16 protein-coding genes are annotated in these 16,114 nt (G+C 71.7%); 11 read left to right on the forward strand and 5 right to left on the reverse strand.

What is annotated here, in order from left to right:
- Nucleotides 1-43: 43 nt before the first annotated feature.
- From AC2D80_RS11745 to AC2D80_RS11755, 3 genes are all read left to right on the forward strand, one after another.
- Entirely contained in the window at nucleotides 44-970 is a 927-nt protein-coding gene (locus tag AC2D80_RS11745) for an alpha/beta hydrolase (RefSeq protein ID WP_484633198.1), read from the forward strand.
- A 177-nt stretch (nucleotides 971-1,147) separates the two neighbouring features.
- Nucleotides 1,148-2,212: a class II fructose-bisphosphate aldolase gene (fba, locus tag AC2D80_RS11750; protein ID WP_484633199.1), complete on the forward strand. Its 1,065-nt coding sequence runs from the start codon at nucleotides 1,148-1,150 to the stop codon at nucleotides 2,210-2,212.
- An 82-nt stretch (nucleotides 2,213-2,294) separates the two neighbouring features.
- Nucleotides 2,295-3,203: a phosphoribosylaminoimidazolesuccinocarboxamide synthase gene (locus tag AC2D80_RS11755; protein ID WP_484633200.1), complete on the forward strand. Its 909-nt coding sequence runs from the start codon at nucleotides 2,295-2,297 to the stop codon at nucleotides 3,201-3,203.
- A gap of 34 nt (nucleotides 3,204-3,237) precedes the next feature.
- Here the strand turns inward: AC2D80_RS11755 and trxA are convergent, their stop codons facing one another.
- Nucleotides 3,238-4,146: a thioredoxin gene (trxA, locus tag AC2D80_RS11760; RefSeq protein ID WP_484633201.1), complete on the reverse strand. Its 909-nt coding sequence runs from the start codon at nucleotides 4,144-4,146 to the stop codon at nucleotides 3,238-3,240.
- Nucleotides 4,147-4,226: 80 nt separating this feature from the next.
- Between trxA and purE the strand changes: the two genes are divergently transcribed.
- From purE to AC2D80_RS11775, 3 genes are read left to right on the forward strand one after another with little or no spacing between them, the layout of a single operon-like run.
- Entirely contained in the window at nucleotides 4,227-4,721 is a 495-nt protein-coding gene (gene purE / locus AC2D80_RS11765) for a 5-(carboxyamino)imidazole ribonucleotide mutase (protein ID WP_484633202.1), read from the forward strand.
- Nucleotides 4,722-4,731: 10 nt separating this feature from the next.
- Nucleotides 4,732-5,967: a 5-(carboxyamino)imidazole ribonucleotide synthase gene (locus AC2D80_RS11770; RefSeq protein ID WP_484633203.1), complete on the forward strand. Its 1,236-nt coding sequence runs from the start codon at nucleotides 4,732-4,734 to the stop codon at nucleotides 5,965-5,967.
- A 41-nt stretch (nucleotides 5,968-6,008) separates the two neighbouring features.
- Nucleotides 6,009-7,022 (forward strand): L-threonylcarbamoyladenylate synthase, encoded by a 1,014-nt coding sequence (locus tag AC2D80_RS11775; protein ID WP_484633204.1) that lies wholly within the window; start codon nucleotides 6,009-6,011, stop codon nucleotides 7,020-7,022.
- Between the two features lie 22 nt (nucleotides 7,023-7,044).
- On the opposite strand, the gene AC2D80_RS11780 is transcribed toward AC2D80_RS11775, so the two are convergent.
- The 3 genes from AC2D80_RS11780 to dacB form a co-directional block, all read right to left on the reverse strand.
- Complete coding sequence (locus tag AC2D80_RS11780) at nucleotides 7,045-8,124, reverse strand: SGNH/GDSL hydrolase family protein (protein ID WP_484633205.1); 1,080 nt, start codon at nucleotides 8,122-8,124, stop codon at nucleotides 7,045-7,047.
- Nucleotides 8,125-8,211: 87 nt separating this feature from the next.
- Nucleotides 8,212-8,502: a SemiSWEET family sugar transporter gene (locus AC2D80_RS11785; RefSeq protein WP_484633206.1), complete on the reverse strand. Its 291-nt coding sequence runs from the start codon at nucleotides 8,500-8,502 to the stop codon at nucleotides 8,212-8,214.
- A gap of 8 nt (nucleotides 8,503-8,510) precedes the next feature.
- Nucleotides 8,511-9,998: a D-alanyl-D-alanine carboxypeptidase/D-alanyl-D-alanine endopeptidase gene (gene dacB, locus AC2D80_RS11790; protein ID WP_484633329.1), complete on the reverse strand. Its 1,488-nt coding sequence runs from the start codon at nucleotides 9,996-9,998 to the stop codon at nucleotides 8,511-8,513.
- 51 nt (nucleotides 9,999-10,049) lie between these two features.
- On the opposite strand from dacB, the gene tsaB reads away from it, so the two are divergent.
- Genes tsaB through AC2D80_RS11805 form a run of 3 tightly spaced genes read left to right on the forward strand, consistent with a single transcriptional unit; the run spans nucleotide 10,050 to nucleotide 12,279 of the window.
- Entirely contained in the window at nucleotides 10,050-10,847 is a 798-nt protein-coding gene (gene tsaB, locus AC2D80_RS11795) for a tRNA (adenosine(37)-N6)-threonylcarbamoyltransferase complex dimerization subunit type 1 TsaB (protein ID WP_484633207.1), read from the forward strand.
- Entirely contained in the window at nucleotides 10,844-11,461 is a 618-nt protein-coding gene (gene rimI, locus AC2D80_RS11800; RefSeq protein ID WP_484633208.1) for a ribosomal protein S18-alanine N-acetyltransferase, read from the forward strand. Before tsaB ends, rimI begins: the two co-directional genes overlap by 4 nt.
- Entirely contained in the window at nucleotides 11,458-12,279 is an 822-nt protein-coding gene (locus AC2D80_RS11805; RefSeq protein WP_484633209.1) for a uracil-DNA glycosylase, read from the forward strand. Before rimI ends, AC2D80_RS11805 begins: the two co-directional genes overlap by 4 nt.
- A gap of 16 nt (nucleotides 12,280-12,295) precedes the next feature.
- Here the strand turns inward: AC2D80_RS11805 and AC2D80_RS11810 are convergent, their stop codons facing one another.
- Nucleotides 12,296-13,183: a DMT family transporter gene (locus AC2D80_RS11810; protein WP_484633210.1), complete on the reverse strand. Its 888-nt coding sequence runs from the start codon at nucleotides 13,181-13,183 to the stop codon at nucleotides 12,296-12,298.
- A 70-nt stretch (nucleotides 13,184-13,253) separates the two neighbouring features.
- Between AC2D80_RS11810 and pyrF the strand changes: the two genes are divergently transcribed.
- Nucleotides 13,254-14,114 (forward strand): orotidine-5'-phosphate decarboxylase, encoded by an 861-nt coding sequence (pyrF, locus tag AC2D80_RS11815; protein ID WP_484633211.1) that lies wholly within the window; start codon nucleotides 13,254-13,256, stop codon nucleotides 14,112-14,114.
- A 134-nt stretch (nucleotides 14,115-14,248) separates the two neighbouring features.
- Entirely contained in the window at nucleotides 14,249-16,108 is a 1,860-nt protein-coding gene (locus tag AC2D80_RS11820) for a DUF1800 domain-containing protein (RefSeq protein WP_484633212.1), read from the forward strand.
- Nucleotides 16,109-16,114 lie beyond the last annotated feature (6 nt).

Consider the following 16,114-nt stretch of genomic DNA (forward strand, 5'->3'; position numbering starts at 1 on the left):
GCGCGGGATGAATCCAGCGCCCGCCGCACCGCGTAACCCCACCATGCCGCCCACCCCGCCCGCCGCCGACCCGCCATCGCGCACACGCCGCTGGCTGGCGCTGCTCGGTCTGGCGCCGCTGCTGCAGGCCTGTTCACCCCTGCGGCTGATCAACGCCACCGTGTCGCCCGACACCCACACCGTCCTGGCCGATCAGGCCTACGGCGAGGACCCGCGCCAGCGCCTGGACGTGTACCGTCCGGCGGCCCTGGCCAGCGGCAACGGCGCCCCGCTGGCGGTGTTTTTCTATGGCGGCAGCTGGAGCAGCGGCGACCGGGCCGACTACCGGTTCGTCGGCGAAGCGCTGGCCTCGCGCGGGATCGTGACCGTGGTGGCCGACTACCGACTGAGCCCCGCGGTGCGCTACCCCACCTTCCTGCAGGACTGCGCGCGCGCCGTCCGCTGGGCACACGACCACGCCGCGCGCCTGGGTGCCGATCCCCGCCGCCTGCACACCGTGGGCCACAGCGCCGGGGCCTACAACGCCGCCATGATGGCGCTGGACCCGCGCTGGCTGGGCGAGGTGGGGCTGGCGCCGGCGGCGCTGGCCGGCTGGGCCGGGCTGGCGGGTCCGTACGACTTCCTGCCGATCGGGCTGCGCGACGTGCAGACGGCCTTCAACTGGCCCGACACGCCGCCCGACTCCCAGCCCCTGTTCCACGCCACCGCCGCCGGGTCGGTCACCTCGGTCGCTGCGCGCCACCGCGTGCTGCTGCTGGCGGCGCGCAGCGACCTGCTGGTCAACCCGCAGCGCAACACGGTGCAGCTCGGCGAGGCGCTGGCCGCGCGCGGCGTGGCGGTGAACGTGGAGTTGTTCGAGCGCGTCAGCCACACCACCCTGATCGGCGCGCTGGCGCGACCGCTGCGCGGTCTGGCGCCGGTGCTCGACCGGCTCGACGCCTTCCTGAAGACCCCGCCAGCGCGCACTTGATCACGCGGGCCCGCCCCGCCGGGGTGGCTAAAATCGCGGGTTACCAACCGGTTACCAAACCGGCGAAACGCCCCCGCCAAGCCGACGCAGCCCCCGGAAAACCGGTCCCGGCCGCGCGCCACGCCACGGCGTTTCACCCGCGCCCACCACCACCGCCAACCTGTCCAGGGGATATCCATGCCGCTCGTTTCCATGCGCGAACTGCTCGACCACGCCGCCACCCACGGCTACGGCATTCCGGCGTTCAACGTCAACAACCTCGAACAGGTGCAGGCTGTCATGGCCGCGGCCGACGAGGTCGGCGCGCCGGTGATCCTGCAGGCCAGCGCCGGCGCCCGCAAATACGCCGGTGAGCCCTTCATCAAGCACCTGATCCAGGCGGCGGTGGAGAGCTACCCGCACATTCCGCTGGTGATGCACCAGGACCACGGGACCAGCCCCACCGTCTGCCAGGGCGCCATCGACCTGGGCTTCGGCTCGGTGATGATGGACGGCTCGCTGATGGAAGACGGCAAGACGCCGGCGTCCTTTGACTACAACGTGGACGTCACCCGTCGCGTCGTCGAGATGGCGCACCGGGTCGGCGTGACCGTCGAGGGCGAACTCGGCTGCCTGGGCAACCTGGAAACCGGCGATGCCGGCGAGGAAGACGGCATCGGCGCGGCCGGCAAGCTCGACCACAGCCAGATGCTGACCGACCCGGAAGAGGCCGCGCAGTTCGTCAAGGCCACCCAGCTCGACGCCCTGGCCATCGCCATCGGCACCAGCCACGGCGCCTACAAGTTCAGCCGCCCGCCCACCGGCGACATTCTGGCCATCGGCCGCGTCAAGGAAATCCACGCCCGCATCCCCAACACCCACCTGGTGATGCACGGCTCCTCGTCGGTGCCGCAGGCGCTGCTGGACATCATCAACCAGTACGGCGGCCAGATGAAGCAGACCTACGGTGTGCCGATCAAGGAAATCCAGGAAGCCATCAAGTTCGGCGTGCGCAAGATCAACATCGACACCGACATCCGCCTGGCGATGACCGGCGCCGTGCGCAAGTTCATGGCCGAGAATCCGGACAAGTTCGACGCCCGCGAGTGGCTCAAGCCCGCCCGCGAAGCCGCCAAGCAGGTCTGCAAGGCGCGCTACCTCGAATTCGGCTGCGAAGGCCAGGGTGGCAAGGTCAAGGGCACGCCGCTGAGCGTGATGGCGCAGAAATACAGCGCCGGCGAGCTGGCCCAGGTCGTGCACTGAGCGCCGCGAACTTGCGATAATCCGGCCGAACCGCACCGGGCCCGTTGAGCGTTCAACGGGCCTTTTTCTTGCCCCGCCCGCCATGACGACCGCCCTGCACACCTCCAACCTGACCTCCCTGCCGCTGCTGGCGCGCGGCAAGGTGCGCGACAACTACGCCGTGGGCGATGACCGCATCCTGATGGTCGCCAGCGACCGGATCAGCGCGTTCGACGTGATCATGGGCGAGCCGATCCCGGGCAAGGGCGCGCTGCTGACGCAGCTCTCGCTGTTCTGGTTTGACCGGCTGGGCCCCAAGGGGCTCAACATCTGCCCGATCCACCTGACCGGCGACGCGCCCGAGAGCGTGGTGTCGCCGGCGGAAGTGCCGCAGGTGGCGGGCCGTTCGATGCTGGTGCAGCGGCTCAAGCCGATCCCGGTGGAGGCGGTCGTGCGCGGCTACCTGGCAGGCAGCGGCTGGAAGGAGTACCAGGAAAGCCGCTCGGTGTGCGGCGTGCCGCTGCCCGAGGGCCTGAAAAACGCCTCGCGCCTGCCGGCGCCGATCTACACGCCGGCGGCCAAGGCCGAGGTCGGTGAGCACGACGAGAACATCACCTACGAACGCACCGTGGCCATGGTCGGCGAGCGCGTGGCCGCGCAGATCCGGGACACCGCCATCGCGCTCTACCAGGCGGCGGCGGCCATCGCGCTGGAGAAGGGCATCATCATCGCCGACACGAAGTTCGAATTCGGCCTGGACGCGCAAGGCCGCGTGGTGCTGATGGACGAGGTGCTCACGCCCGACAGCTCCCGCTACTGGCCGGCCGAGAGCTACCGCGAAGGCAGCAATCCGCCGAGCTACGACAAGCAGTACCTGCGCGACTGGCTGGAGACCGCCACCGTCGGTGGCAAACCCTGGGACAAGACCGCACCGGCTCCGCGGCTGCCGCGCGAGGTCATCGAGAAGACCGCCGAGAAGTACCAGGAAGCGCTGCGCCGCCTGACCGGCTGACCCGCGGCCGGGGCGACACCGCCAGCCCGGCGATTCAGCTCAGCACCACGCTGGAGAGCCGGCGCCGGTAGGTCGCCACCGTCGGGTCTTCCGGCGGCACCTGGCCTTCGGCCACCTTGGGCTTGGGCGGCTCGATCACGTCGAGCACGGCGATGAAGGTCTTGCGCGCGAGGTCTTCGTTCCAGGCCTTGTCGCGCATGAGGATTTCCAGCAGCTCGTCCATCGCGGCGGTGGGCTCGTTGAACGCCCAGTAGAGCTGGGCCAGCGCGAAGCGAGCCTCGAAATCGCGCTTGTTGGCGGCGATGCGCGCCTGCAGCGCGGCGGCCTGCGCGTTGGGGTCGGCCACATCGGCCTGCGCATCGCGCGCGGCCATCCAGCGGCGCAGGGAATCGAGCCGGCGCACGCCGGCGGCCTTGGCGATCACCGGGGCGAAGGCCACCTTGGCTTCGTCGTCGTCCCCCACCTCCAGCAGCAGCTTGACGAGATCGAAGCGCGCATCGTCGTTGGCGGGATCGGCCTGCACCGCCGCGCGCAGCTTGTCCAGCGCGGCGTCCACATCACCGGCCACGAGCGCCTCCTGCGCGGCGGCGTCGTCTTCCTCGGCCTGCTGTTCGCCCTCGGTGGGCACATGCTTGTCGAGGAAGGCGCGGATCTGGCCCTCGGGCAGCGCACCCATGAAACCGTCGACCGGCTGCCCGTTCTTCATCAGCACGCAGGTGGGGATGCTGCGGATGCCAAAGGCACCGGCGAGTTGCTGCTCCTGATCGGAGTCGATCTTGACCAGCTTGAAGCGCCCGCCGTAAGCGGCTTCGAGCTTTTCCAGCAGCGGGCCGATGACCTTGCACGGGCCGCACCACGGCGCCCAGAAGTCGACGAGCACCGGGGTGTGGCGGGAGGCTTCGATGACCTCGGCTTCGAAGTTGGCGATGGTGACGTCGATCATGGCGGGTGGGGGGCGAACCGTAAAATCACGACTTTACCGGAGCCCGCGCTCCGGCGGCTTCTCCCTCGAAAGCGCCCCACATGAACCCCATCGCCGTGGGCGTGGTCATGGGCTCCAGCAGCGACTGGGACACCATGCAACACGCCGTGCAGATCCTGCAGGAATTCAACATCCCCCACGAGGCGAAGGTGGTGTCGGCGCACCGCATGCCGGACGACATGTTTGCCTACGCCGAGGCGGCCGCCGGGCGTGGCCTGCAGGCCATCATCGCCGGCGCCGGCGGTGCGGCGCACCTGCCGGGCATGATCGCGTCCAAGACGGTGGTGCCGGTGCTCGGCGTGCCGGTGGCCAGCCGCCACCTGCAGGGCGTGGACTCGCTGCACAGCATCGTGCAGATGCCCAAGGGCGTGCCGGTGGCGACCTTCGCCATCGGGGCGGCCGGCGCGGCCAACGCGGCCCTGTTCGCCGTGGCCCTGCTGGCCAACCACGACCCGGCGCTGCGCGAGCGGCTGCAGGCCTTCCGCGCCGCGCAGACTGCCGCCGCGCGCGCCATGACCCTGCCGCCCACCGCCTGAGGACACGACCATGATGAAGACCCTTCTGCCCGGCAGCCTGTCGGCCACCGGCCAGCAAATCACCCTGGGCGTCATGGGCGGTGGCCAGCTGGGCCGCATGTTCGTGCAGGCCGCGCAGGCCATGGGCTATTTCACCGCCGTGCTGGACCCCGACCCAGCCAGCCCGGCCGGGCTCGTCAGCCATTTCCACATCCAGACCGCGTACGACGACGAGCAGGGCCTGGCGCAGCTGATGCAGCGTTGCGAGGCCATCACCACCGAGTTCGAGAACGTGCCGGCCGGCGCGCTCTTCACGCTCGGCGCCCACCGGCCGGTGGCCCCGGCGTCCGCCTGCGTGGCGGTCGCGCAGGACCGCGTGCGGGAGAAGGCGCATTTCGTGCGCAGCGCACCGCGCAGCGGCGTGCACCCCGCGCCCTACGCCGCGATCGACACGCCCGAACTGCTCGCCGCGGTCCCGGGCGACCTGCTGCCCGGCATCCTGAAGACGGCCCGCCTGGGCTACGACGGCAAAGGTCAGGTGCGGGTGAACGACCGCGCCGAGCTCGCGGCCGCCTGGGACTCGCTCCATCGCGTGCCCTGCGTGCTGGAAAAGCGGCTGGCCTTGCGGGCCGAGTGCTCGGTGATCGTGGCGCGCGGCGCCGATGGCCAGTGCGTGAGCTTCCCGGTGCAGAAAAACACCCACCGCGACGGCATCCTGGCCCTGACCGAGGTCTACCCCGGCGCGGTGGACGCCGCGCTGGCGGCACAGGCGCAGCGCGCCACCGAGGCGATCGCGGCCGAGCTGAACTACGTGGGCGTGCTGTGCGTGGAGTTTTTCATCGTGGACGACGCCAACGGCGCGCCCTCGCTGGTGGTCAACGAGATGGCGCCGCGGCCGCACAACAGCGGCCACTACACGATGGACGCCTGCGATCTGTCGCAGTTTGAGGCGCAGGTGCGCGCGCTCGCCGGGCTCCCGCTGCCCACGCCGCGCCAGCACAGCCCGGCCATCATGATCAACCTGCTGGGTGACCTCTGGTACGACGCCCACAGCGCGCGGCCCGCCGCCGGCGACGCGCCACTTTCGCCACCGTGGGCCGCCGTGCTGGCCCTGCCGGGCACCCACCTGCACCTGTACGGCAAGCTGAGCGCGCGCCGCGGCCGCAAGATGGGCCACCTCACCGTGACCGGGCCCGACGTGGCGGCGGTGCGTTCCACCGCCGCCCAGGCGCTGGCGCTGCTGGGCCTGCCCGGGCTGGACGGCTGAGCCCGCGCGGACACGCGCCCGCCGCCTTTTCGCCCGCCGCCATGCCGCGCCTCCTCGACGCCGCCGACCCGCAGGCGCCCGCCGAGGCCGCCGCCCAGCTGGCCGCGGGCCGGCTGATTGGCCTGCCCACCGAGACCGTGTACGGACTCGGCGCCGACGCCGACCAGCCGGCGGCGGTCGCCGCGGTGTTCGCGGCCAAAGGACGGCCGGCCGACCACCCGCTGATCGTTCACCTCGCTGCCGGGCCGGACGGCCGCGGCTGGCGCGCGGGTGTGGACCGCTACGCGCAGTCGGTGCCGGCCTTCGCCGAGCGCCTGATGGCGCAGTTCTGGCCCGGCCCCCTCACGCTGATCCTGCCGCGCCGCCCGGAACACGCGGCCGCCGCGGCCGGCGGCCAGGCCGCCATCGGCCTGCGCTGCCCGGCGCATCCGGTGGCGCAGGCGGTGTTGTCGGCCGCGTGCGCGGCGGGCGTGCACGGCGTGGCCGCGCCCAGCGCCAACCGCTTCGGCCGCGTCAGCCCCACGCGGGCCGCGCACGTGATGGAGGAATTCGCCGCGCTCGACCAGGAAGCATTGCTCGTGATCGACGGCGGCGACTGCGCGGTGGGGATTGAATCGACCATCGTCGACGCCTCGCGCGGGCATCCCGTGTTGCTGCGCCCGGGCATGATCGGTGCGGCCGACATCGAGCGGGTGGCCGGCGAGCCGTTGCGCGACCGGGATGGTGACAGCCCGCGCGCCTCGGGCACGCTGGCCTCGCACTACGCGCCGCGGGCGCGGGTGCGGCTGATGGACGGCGCGTCGTTGCAGACCGCGCTGGAGGTGTTGGGCAGCGATGCGACACACATCGCCGTCTACGCTCGCCGACCGATCAGGGCCGCCGCCGGCGTGGTGGTGCGGCGCATGCCCGACGACGCCGCGGCCAGCGCCCACGAGTTGTTCGCTGCGCTGCGCGAGCTCGACGCCCGCGGTGTGAAGCTGATCTGGGTGGAAACGCCGCCCGCCGACCCGGCGTGGGACGGCGTGCGCGACCGGCTGCAACGCGCGGCGGCCTGAGCGGCGCGCCGCGCGGGGGCGTTTAGCGCCAGCCGGCGATCGAGAGCTGCTGCAGCGCGAAGTCGGCGAGCAGGCGATGGCCGTAGGGCGTGGGGTGCACGCTATCGGCGTATTGATAGCCCTGAGCGTCGGACGCGGAGACGGCCAAGTTACCCGTGTTGCAGATTAGCGCACTGCCTGCCGGGCTGCCGAAAAGATTGGCACCACACGCGACCGCCGTGTTGTTGACGATTCCGTAGACACCGGGCCGGTTGAACTGGTCTTCGCTGACGCTGTATGCATCTCCCAGGCGCACGTTGGGCACACCATTCAGCCCTGCTGCCAAGGCGGTATTGAACGCTCGCACCAGAGAATCAATCAACGCTGCAGTGCCCGGCGCTGATACGTCAGCCGCCTGTGCAAACGGGGTCCCAGCGACGTACGGTACGTTCACCACCAGTACCCGCTGTGCCCCCTTGCCCACCACTTCATTGCGGATGAGGTTCGCCAGCGCGGTACCGTGGGTGGTCATGTTGACAATGGCACCTGCCGGCGTAGCGGCACCTGCGGGTGTGCCGATAAGCCCAAGCTCCATGAACACGTCGTTGGCGCCGGCCAGCACGATCACCAGATCGCGTGGACTGAATCGACCGGATGGACTGACCGCCTGATGCCGTGCGATTTGCTGTTGAATTGGCTTGGCCATGAAGCCCGGATTGGTCTCGCCGAGCACGGTTTGCGAAGCAACCGACTGTGGCCCGAGTGGACTGGTGATGCGAGCGCTGCCCTGGGCGTAGTTGAAGCACCCGGAGACCGCAGTCACTGGGGCGCCGACAAACGGAGGTGCGAGGTTCGGGAGCAGTCCCGTTTCCGCGGCGCAGGTCTTGCTCATGCCCAGACTGCTGGCCACGCGGTCCACCCACAAGTCGCTGTTGGGCGCGTCGTTGATCGTCCAGCGCCCGCCGCCCAATGCAGCGATCGTTCCGACGCGGTACGTCCCCACATCACTGAGGCTGTCGCCGAACACGACCGTTTTTTCATAACGGAAGGGCTCACCCCCGCCGCCGCAAGCGGCCAACAAAGCCGTGGCGGCCGCAGCGGCCAGCCAAGTACGCAAACGCATGAAGATCTCCTCGGGACGTCAAATTTCCGAACGGTCGTTCGGGACCGACGGATGGTAGGGGTCGCGCGGCGCTTGGAACAGAAGGGTTTATGCCGATGGTCGGGGGCGGGTTCCAGAAACCCGGCCAAACCGCCACTTCATCACGAGGATCGCCGCCGCCAGCGCCAGGGTGATGGCGTTGGCCACCACGATCGGCCAGGCGCCGAGCCACAGGCCATAGACCAGCCACAGCGCCACGCCGAGCGTGAAGGCGCTGTACATGCCCAGGGAAATGCCGCTGACGTCGCGGGTGCGGAAGGTGAGCCAGGCTTGGGGGATGAAGCTGGCGGTGGTGAGGGTGGCGGCGGCGAAGCCGATGAGGTCGGGCCAGGCGGGCATGGGGGTGGTCAGTCGGGCTGGGCGGCCACCCACTCCACCAGGGCTTCGAGCGCGGGGCGGGCGGCGCTGGCGTTGGGGTGGTTGATCAGGCCGACCACGGCATAGCGCGCGCCGTTGGCGGCGTTGACGTAACCGGCGATGCCGCCGACGTCGCGCAGGGTGCCGGTTTTGAGGAAGGCGTTGGCGTGGGCCGGGCTGCGGGGGTCGCGGGCGATGCGTTGGGCGGTACCGCTGACGCCGGCCACCGCCAGCGACTGCACGAAGGCCGCGCCTTGCGGGTGCTGGGCGGCCTGGCGCAGCAGCGCGCCCAGGGCCTCGGGGGTGATGCGCTCGTCGCGGCTGAGGCCCGAGCCGTTGTCCACCAGCGGGGCGGGCACCCGCGGGCCGAAGCGCCGGGCCCACCACTGGCTGACGACCTCGCGCGCGCGCTCGAAGCTGCTGCGCCGCGGGAGGCCGGGCGCGGGCTGCGGCGCGGCCTGGGTCGAGAGCTGGCCGAGCGTGAGGAACACCTGCTGGGCCATGACGTTGTTGCTCCACTGGTTGACGTCGGTGATGACGTCGGCCAGCGGCAGGGACCGGGCTTCATGGAGGAGCACCGCGCTGGTCGGCGTGAGGCCTTCGCGCACACGACCGGTGAGCAGGCCGCCGCTGGCGCGCCACAGGCCCTCGAAGCCGCGCGCGGCGTAGCTGGTGGGCTGGTGGTAGGCAACCGGCCACTTCAGCTCGCCGCAGGCCGCCGGGTAGCGGCCCTCGAAACGGATGCGGTCGGGGTCATCAAAGCGGGCGCGCAGGGCACCCCGCCAGTCGGCGCAGCGGGCCTGGCGGTCCAGCGGCACGCTCGCGTCAATCGCCAGCCCGGCCAGGGGCGGCTCGCTGAGCACGCGCGCCACGCCAGCCGCCAGATCGGGCTGGAAGCTGAGGATGACCGATTTGAAGTTGAAGAGCAGCGCGTCGGGCGTGGCGTTGTAGGGGCGCAGGGCTTCGCCGTCGAACGCGCCGGGGTCGGTGGCGGGCAATTCGAAGGCGCTGTGGTCGAGCACCATGTCGCCGAGGATCAGCCGCACACCCTGCGCCTGCAGCGCGGCGTAGGCCTCCTGCAGGCGCTCGATGACGAGCTTGGGATCGCCGCCGCCGCGGATGTACAGGTTGCCGCGCAGCGCGCCGTTGTCGAGCGTGCCGTCGGTGTAGAACCGGGTTCGCCAGGTGTGTTCGGCGCCCAGCAGGTCGAGCGCGGCGAAGGTGGTCACCAGCTTCATCACCGACGCGGGGTTGGCCGGCTGGTCGGCCTGGTGACGCAGGCGCACCTGCCCGGGGGCGTCGAGCGCCACGACAAAAGCACCCAGGGCCTGGGGCGGCACGTCGGCGCGCTGCAGCGCGCGCAGCACCGGCGCCGGCAGGGCGGATTGGGCGAGCGCGGGCGGCGCGGTCAGCGCCGCGGGCAGCAGCGCCCAGGCGGCGACCGCCCACGGCCGGCAAAGAGCGCGGTAGAGGGACATCACGCGGGCCATTATCCGGCCCGCGCGCAGGGGCTGGCCGATAATCCGGCGATGCTTCCCAGCGCCCCGCCCCGCTTCCTCGCCATCGAGTCCAGCACCGACCGGCTGTCGGTGGCGCTGGGCACCGGATCGGCGGACGACCCGGTGTGGTCACACACCGGCGCGGGCGGCGCCCAGGCCTCGCGCGACCTGTTGCCGGCCGTGCAGCGCCTGTTGCAGGAAGCGGGCTGGGCGCTGACCGATCTGACGGCCATCGCGTTTGGCCGCGGCCCGGGCGCCTTCACCGGGCTGCGCACCGCGTGCGCCGTGGCCCAGGGCCTGGCCTATGGTGCGCGCGACGATCACCGCCCCCACGGCCTGCCGGTGCTGCCCATTGACACGCTGCTCGCGCTGGCCGAAGCCGCCCGCGCCGCACAGGAGCGGGCCGGCCCCCTGCGCGCGGTGGCGGCGCTGGACGCGCGCATGGACGAGCTGTACGTGGCGGCCTACGAGCACGACGGTGCGGACTGGACCCCGGTGGCACCCGCCCGCTTGTGCGCGCCAGATGACTTCGGCGGCTGGCTGCGCGGCGCCACCGTGGCGGCCGACGCGGGCACGCTGTTGGCCGGCAACGCCTGGACGGCCTACGGCGCGCGGCTGGGCACGCTGCCCGCGCCGGGGGTGGACGCGCTGCCCGACGCGGCCGCGCTGCTGCGCCTGGCCCCGCGGCACTGGGCCCTGGGCGAGGCCGTGCCGGCGGCCGCCGCCCTGCCGCTGTACGTGCGCGATCAGGTGGCGCGCACCACGGCGGAGCGGGAAGCGCTGGCCGCTGTGCCCCCGCAGGCGGCGGCATCGGAGGCAGTGCGATGAGCGACGCCGCGCTGCTGCCCGACTGGGCGCACGGCCTGTGGCCCGCGCCACCGGTCGACCAGCCGCACCCCGCCCGCCCCGGCCGCGCGGCGCGCCGCATCGCCTTCGAACCGATGACCGAGGCCGACCTGGACGCCGTCCACGCGGTCGAGGTCCGCGCCTATGGCCACCCGTGGAGCCGGCGCCATTTCCGCGACTCGCTGCAGGCCGGTCACCCGGCGATCCTGCTGCTCGGCGAGGCCCTGCCGGGCGAGTCGGAGCACCCGCCGCGCGCCGACGGCCGCGTGCTGCTGGGCTACCTCGTGGCCATGGCCGGTGTGGACGAGGTGCATCTGCTCAACATCACCGTGGCCCCGGCGCACCAGCGACAGGGCTGGGCGCGCTTCCTGCTGGACGCCCTCGCCCTGTGGTCGCGGGGCCAGCGGGCGCAGTGGCTGTGGCTGGAGGTGCGCGAGAGCAACACGCCCGCGCGCCGCTTATACGAGGCCCACGGCTTCGAGGCGGTCGGGCGGCGGCGGGGCTATTACCCGCTGGCGGGCCCGCAGCGCGAGGACGCCATCGTCATGCGCCTGCCGCTGGTGGCGGGCCTGCGCGAACACCCGCCGATCGCATGAGCTGGGTACAAGACCTCGACGCGCGCCAGCGCGCCATGCTCGCCGAGATGGGTGTGCGGGTGTGGGCGCCGAAGGCGGCCAGCGCGCCGGTCGTGCGCGCGGTCGAGCCGGCCGAGTCCACAGCGGCACCCGCGCCCGCCCCGCAGCCCATCGCGGCCCCGTCCCGCGCCGCCGCACCGGGCGCGGCTGCCGCGGCCGCGGTCCCGCTGGCGGCGGATCGAGGCCGCGCGGATCCGGTCCTGGCCATGGACTGGCCCGCGCTGCGGGCGGCGGTGGCGGCCTGCCAGGCCTGCGGCCTGTGCCGCACGCGCCAGCGCACGGTGTTCGGCGTGGGCCACGAGCGGGCGCCGCTGATGATCGTGGGCGAAGCCCCGGGCGAACAAGAAGACCGGCAGGGCGAGCCCTTTGTGGGCGCGGCCGGGCAGCTGCTCGACGCGATGCTGCGCGCGGTGCAGCGCGACCGCACAGCCCCCGACGCCGAGCGCGCGGTGTTCATCGCCAACGTCCTCAAGTGCCGGCCGCCGTCGAACCGCAACCCGCAGCCCGACGAGGTGGCCCGCTGCGAGCCTTTCCTCGCGCGTCAGGTGGCGCTCGTGCAACCGCGGCTGATCCTCGCGCTGGGCCGCTTCGCGGTGCAGAGCCTGCTCAAGACCGACAAACCCATCGGCCAGCTGCGCGGTCGGGTGCATCGTTACGAGGGCGTGCCGGTCGTGGTGAGCTACCACCCGGCCTATCTGTTGCGCAGCCCCGCGGACAAGGGCAAGGCGTGGGCCGACCTGTGCCTGGCGATGGAGCAGCTCGACGCGCCGCCCGCCTGAGCGTCGCCCGAGCCGCTCAGGCGTCGGCGCGCCGCGCCGGCCACAACACCGAGGCGATCGCCACAATGATCAGCGCCACCGCGGCCCAGTCCTGCCAGTGCAGGACTTCCCCGAGCCACCAGGCGCCGCTGAACACCCCCAGCACCGGGATGAACATCACGGACAGCGTCGACGCGATCGGCGGCAACGCGCGCGCCAGGATCAGCCACGCCACCTGCGCGAACGCAAACACCCCCAGCGCGTTGTAGACCGTGGCACCCCACACCGCCGCGCTCGGCCAATGCCAGCGGTGGCTTTCCAGTGCGGTGGCCAGCACCGTCATCCACAGCGTGGTGATCACCGTCATCCAGAAGCTCAGCGCGAGCGTGGACGCCGGTATCTGCGTGCGGCGCATCATCTGCGTGCCCACCGCCCAGGCCGCCGCCGCGGCGAGCATCAGCAAGACCGCCAACGGCCGGCCGGTGAGCGCGGTGATCTCGTGCCACAGCAGCAGCACCACCGCCAGCGCCGCAGCGCCCACGCCGGCCCAGGCGCGCGGCGACAGGCGCTGGCTGAACAGCAGCGCGCCAACCACCGCCGAGAACACCGGCATCGTGTAGCCCAGGATCGCGGCCCGCCCGCTGGACAGCGACTGGATGGCCACGATCGCCAGCGTGTGCCACACCAGCATGTTGAACACGGTCAGCCAGCCCAGTTCGCGCCAGTGGGCGCGCGGCACGCGCAGCGGCTCGCGCCGCCACCACAGGAAAAGCCCCAGCACCGGCAGACCGATCCACATGCTGAGCGCGCGAAAGCTCATGCCCGGAAACCCGGTCACGCCCAGCTTCATGATGGGCCAGTTGATGCCCCACACCAGGGTGAGGCAGACCAGCAGGATCGTGTGTTGGCGGCTGATGACGGGCATGGGCCGGCAGTGTAGGCGTGCCCCGCGGCGCGCGGTGTCACCCACCCGGGGCGCCGCCTAAAATCCGGGCATGACTTTCCTCGACATGCTGGGCGCGGCGCAGCGCCAGAATGGATCGCTGCTGTGCGTGGGCCTCGACCCCGACCCAGCCCAGTTTCCCGAGGTCTGGCGCGGTGAGCCGGCGCGCATTGCCGACTTCTGCAGCGCCATCGTCGATGCCACCGCCGATCTCGCGCTGGCCTTCAAGCCCCAGATCGCCTACTTCGCCGCCCACCGCGCGGAGGACCAGCTCGAACGCCTGATCGCCCACATCCGCCGCGCCGCGCCCACCGTGCCGGTGATCCTGGACGCCAAGCGCGGCGACATCGGCAGCACCGCGGAGCAGTACGCCATCGAAGCGTTCGAGCGCTACGGCGCCGACGCCGTGACACTGTCTCCCTTCATGGGCTTCGACTCGGTGCAGCCCTACCTCCGGCGCCACGGCAAGGGCGCGTTCCTGCTCTGCCGCACGTCCAACCCCGGCGGTGACGACCTGCAGGCGCAACGACTGGCCGGGGTCGATGGCGAGCCGCGGGTGTATGAACACATCGCCCGTCTCGCGCAGGGCCCGTGGAACCTCAATGGCCAGCTCGGGCTGGTGGTGGGCGCCACCTACCCCGCCGAGATCCGCCGCGTGCGTGAACTCGCCCCGACGCTGCCGCTGCTGATCCCCGGCGTGGGCGCCCAGGGTGGGGATGCGCGCGCCACGGTGCAGGCCGGCCTGCGCGAACGGGGCGGCGTGACCACGGGGCATGTGGTGGTGAACTCCTCGCGCGCCATCCTGTACGCGTCGCGCGGCGCCGACTTTGCGGCCGCGGCGCGGGCCGCGGCCCTGAAAACGCGTGACGAATTGCACGCGGCGCGCACGCCCGACGCGACGGCTGGCGGCTGAGATACCCCCGAACGGTATGCCGTTCGGCGGCTGCGGCGGCGCCGCGACAGCCATTTGTAACGATCCGAAAACACCCCCGGCGCGCGGCGGCGGCCTTCCTAGACTCGCGCTCCATTGCGATGGAGGACCGAGCGATGGCAGCGCCACCCACCACGGCCGAACGGCCCACCCCAGTCACACCCAGCCCGGAACGAACGGCACCGTCCGAGGCTGAACGCGGGCCCGGCGGCCCGGCGGCCGGCCTCGCGCTGGCGTCCACGGCGCTGCTGGCGGCCTGCGGCGGCGGCGGGGGAGGAGAGGGCGGCGGGAGCGCCGCAGCGCCCTTCGTGCCGGTGGTCGACTTTCCCACCACCGGCTATGCGCACCTGTCGGCCAGCACCGACGCGCAAGCCGCCCGCTTCCTGCAGCAGGCCCAGTTTTCCTCCACGCCGGCCGAGATCGCGGCGGTGCGCAGCGAAGGCTTTCCCATGTGGCTGGCGCGGCAGTACCAAGGGCCACGCGCCCCGGGCGGCTGGGACTGGCTGGAAGCCCGCGGCTACGGCGCGGTGGACACCCACAGCTATTTCTTCAACACCTACCCCGCCGACTTCATGATCTGGGGCCAGCTGCTCAGCGGCCCCGAGATGATGCGCAAGCGCTGCGCGCTGGCGCTGTCGGAGTTCTTCGTGAGCTCCATGGCGTCGGCTGAATTCACCTGGCGCAGCCACGCCTACGCGTCGTGGTGGGACATGCTGATGCGCAACGCCTTCGGCAATTTCCGCCAGCTGCTCGAAGACGTGACCCTGCATCCGGCCATGGGCTGGTTCCTCAACACCAAAGGCAACCAGAAGGAAAACCCGGCGACCGGCCGCGTCCCCGACGAAAACTACGCCCGTGAGGTGATGCAGCTCTTCACCATCGGCCTGGTGCGGCTCAACCTCGACGGCACGCCGGTGATGAGCGGCGGCGTGCCCGTGGAGAGCTACTCGCAGGCGGATGTGACCAACCTGGCGCGCGTGTTCACCGGCTGGGACTTCGACACCACCGACGGCGTGCGCCACACCGTGCCCGGCCAGACCTGGACCATCGAATCCAAGGCTTTCGCCAACAAGCCGATGCGGCTGATCGAGAGCCGCCATTCCACGCTGGAGGCGCGCTTCCTGGGCACCACCGTGCCCGCCGGCACGCCCGGGCGGCAGGCGATGACGATGGCGATGGACACGCTGTTCAACCACCCCAACGTCGGGCCGTTCTTTGCCCGGCAGATGATCCAGCGCCTGGTCACCAGCAACCCCAGCCCGGCTTACGTGGCGCGGGTGGCATCGAAGTTCAACGACAACGGACGCGGCGTGCGCGGCGACCTGCAGGCGGTGTGGACCGCGATCCTGCTCGACGAAGAGGCCCGCGGCGACGCCTCGCTCACCGACCCGGCCCACGGCAAACTGCGTGAGCCGATGGTGCGCTTCATCCAGTGGGCGCGCAGCTTCAACGTGGCCTCGGCCGCGGGCAGCTGGAAGGTCTTCGACCTGGCCAACCCGGGCACCCAACTCGGGCAGAGCCCGCTGCGCGCGCCCTCGGTGTTCAACTTCTTCCGGCCTGGCTACGTGCCGCCGGCCACCGCCATGGCCACGGCCAACGCCACCGCACCCGAGTTCCAGCTGGTCAACGAGACGAGCGTGGGCGGCTACCTGAACTTCATGCAGGGCGTGATCGAGCTGGGCATCAACTGTCCAACGCCGTCTCTGCCGCAAGCGGACTGGAGCAGCAGTTCACGCGACGTGCGCGCCAACTACAGCCGCGAACTGGCGCTGGTGAATGACGCCCGCGCGCTCGTGCGTCACCTCAACGTCGTGCTGGCCGCCGGCCAGATCTCGCTGGCCACGCAGGACCTCATGGTCAGCGCGCTGGACGCCACGCCCCTGACGGCCAGCAGCAGCGCCGACGCCCGCAACCGCCGCGTGTGGGCCGCCATCCTGATGGTGATGGGCTGCCCCGAATACCTTGTGCAGAAGTGAGGCCCT

It is taken from the genome of Hydrogenophaga sp. T66 (assembly GCF_057219855.1).